The sequence below is a fragment of the Devosia sp. genome (genome assembly GCF_034675085.1).
Lineage (GTDB): Bacteria > Pseudomonadota > Alphaproteobacteria > Rhizobiales > Devosiaceae > Devosia.
The window spans coordinates 1-2,680 of record NZ_JAUCDN010000395.1; the positions used below are offsets into that span (position 1 = coordinate 1).

Annotated in this window: 2 protein-coding genes; both read right to left on the reverse strand. The window is 63.8% G+C overall.

What is annotated here, in order from left to right:
* Positions 1-811, reverse strand: an 811-nt coding sequence (locus VDP82_RS16815) for a TRAP transporter substrate-binding protein (RefSeq protein WP_323015977.1), incomplete at its 3' end; no start/stop codon positions are given.
* A 445-nt stretch (positions 812-1,256) separates the two neighbouring features.
* Positions 1,257-2,666 (reverse strand): dihydrolipoyl dehydrogenase, encoded by a 1,410-nt coding sequence (lpdA, locus tag VDP82_RS16820; protein ID WP_323015978.1) that lies wholly within the window; start codon positions 2,664-2,666, stop codon positions 1,257-1,259.
* Positions 2,667-2,680: the final 14 nt, after the last annotated feature.

The window sequence follows — 2,680 nt, forward strand, 5'->3', positions numbered from 1 at the left end:
AGAGCTCACGCTGCCTGGCCACCGATTCCTGCGCCGCTTCACGGAAGAGCACCTGATCTTCGGGGGTCAGCCCATCCCAGACGACCTTGGAGATGACCAGAACTTCGGGCACCATCAGGTGCTCATCGAGCGAATAGAACTTGGCCACCTCGGCATGGCCTGCGGTGTCGTAGCTGGGATAATTGTTCTCGGCCCCGTCGATGACGCCGGTCTGGATGCCCGAATAGACCTCGCCATAGGGCATGGGCGTGGCATTGCCGCCAAAGGCCGCCACCATGTCCACGAAGATATCGGACTGCATGACGCGCAGCTTCATGCCCGCCATGTCGGCCGGCGAGGTGATGGGGTGGGAGCTGTTGTAGAAGGAGCGCGCGCCGCCGTCGTAATAGGCCAGCGCCACCACGTCCACGGCGTCGAAGGCCGCCAGGATCTCCTCGCCGATCGGGCCGTCGAGCACATGGTGCATATGGTCGGCCGAGCGGAAGATATAGGGAAGCTGGACCACGGTGGCCTCGGGCACCTGGGTGCCGAAGGCGCCGATGGAAATGCGGTTGAGATCGATGACGCCGAACTGGGTCTGCTCGATCGTGTCCTTTTCCTCGCCGAGTTGGGCGGAATGGAACACTTCGACCGAATAGCGGCCATCGGTCTTGGCGCTCAGAAGCTCGCCAAAATATTTGACCGCCTCGACCGTGGGGTAGCCATCGGGATGGGTATCGGACGAGCGCAGCACCGTCTGGGCGCTGGCCGCCGAAACCATCAAGGATGCGACGACGAGTGCGCTCGCCGCCAGCCTGGGCAGATGAAACATGGATGTCCTCCCAAATGTGGCTTCGGTCCGGCCCGTCCTCCGCGCCGCTGGCAACCGTCGCCGTTGCTTCGCGACGGGGGCTCTGCCCCGCCACTCAAACCCGCTTCCCGGCCCTCTGGACTCTTTGCGGACTTGCTGTTGAAACTAGTATGGAAGCCAAAAAGCCGAGTCAACATACAATAATGAGCAAGTTGTATGATGAATTTGGGTAAGAAGAACGCCGGTTTACTCGGACGTTACAAGGGTCGACTTATCCCCCATATCCCCGCCACGACAGGAAAAAATCCACCGGCGTGAGGCGCGCGGGAAGCCATTGCCGCCCTCCGATGAGCATAGGGCCGGCCGCACGGGCGGGGATAAGGCAGGGCGCGCGCCCTGCCGGTGGAAACAAAAAAGCCGCCGGCTGGGGAGCCGGCGGCTGGTGTCTCGAATCTTTTTGGCGCGATCAGATATGGATGGCGCCGTCGCCCAGCGACAGGGCGGCTTCGCGCACCGCTTCGGACAGGGTGGGATGGGCGTGGGTGGAGCGGGCCAGGTCCTCGGAGGCGCCGGAAAATTCCATCAGCACCACCAGTTCATGGATCATCTCGCCGGCATTCTTGCCCACGATATGGGCGCCCAGCACCCGGTCGGTGGTGACATCGCTCAAAATCTTGACGAAGCCTTGCGTCGCCAGCATGGCCTTGGCGCGGCCATTGGCGGTGAAGGGGAATTTGCCGACCTTGTAATCGACGCCCTCGGCCTTGAGCTCGTCCTCGGTCTTGCCCACCGAGGCGATTTCGGGATTGGTATAGACCACGGCCGGCATGACGGCGTAATTGACGTGGCCGGCCTGGCCGGCCAGGATTTCGGCGACGGCGATGCCCTCATCCTCGGCCTTGTGCGCCAGCATCGGCCCGGCAATCACGTCGCCAATGGCATAGACGCCATCGATCGAGGTCTTGTAGTGCCCGTCGACGCGCACGCGGCCGCGCTCGTCCAGCGCCACCCCGACAATGTCGAGCCCCAGCCCCTCGGTGAAGGGCTTGCGGCCGATGGCGACCAGCGCCACATCGGCGTCGAGGATTTCCATATTGCCGCCCTGCGCCGGCTCGATCCGCACCTTGAGCGCGCCATCGTCCTGCTTGTCGATGCCGGCCACCTTGCTGGACAGGCGGAACTCCATGCCCTGCTTTTGCAGCATGCGCTGGAACTGGCGGGCCACCTCGCTATCCATGCCCGGCAGGATGCGGTCGAGATATTCGACCACGGTGACCTTGGCCCCCAGCCGCGCCCACACCGAGCCCAGCTCCAGCCCGATGACGCCGGCGCCGATGACCAGCAGCCGCTCGGGCACCTTTTCCAGCGACAGCGCACCGGTGGAGGTGACGATGGTCTTTTCGTCGATATCGATGCCCGGCAGGCCGGCCGAAACCGAGCCGGTGGCGATGACGATGTTGCGCGTCTCGATCTCGCTGGCCGCCCCGCTTTGCGGCGTCACCAGCACCCGCCCGGCGGCGGGAATCGAACCGATGCCGCGGAAAACGGTGATCTTGTTCTTCTTGAACAGGTAATCGATGCCCCCGACATTGGCGGCCACCGTCTCGCTCTTGTGATTGAGCATTTGCGGCAGGTTGAGCTGGGGCGCGGGAATATCGATGCCCAGGGCGGCAAAGCCATGCCCGGCCTCTTCGTAAAGCTCGGAGGCGTGCAGCAGCGCCTTGGACGGAATGCAGCCGATATTGAGGCAGGTGCCACCCAGGGTCGGCCACTTCTCGACCACGGCGACCTTCATGCCCAGTTGCGCAGCGCGGATCGCGCATACATAGCCGCCCGGCCCCGAGCCGATCACGGTAAGGTCGAATTGGTCTGCCATTGAAAGCCCCGAAA

Bases quoted from the DNA above. Each gene is read 5' to 3' on its own strand.
- lpdA (WP_323015978.1), bottom strand. From the start codon at position 2,666: ATGGCAGACCAATTCGACCTTACCGTGATCGGCTCGGGGCCGGGCGGC.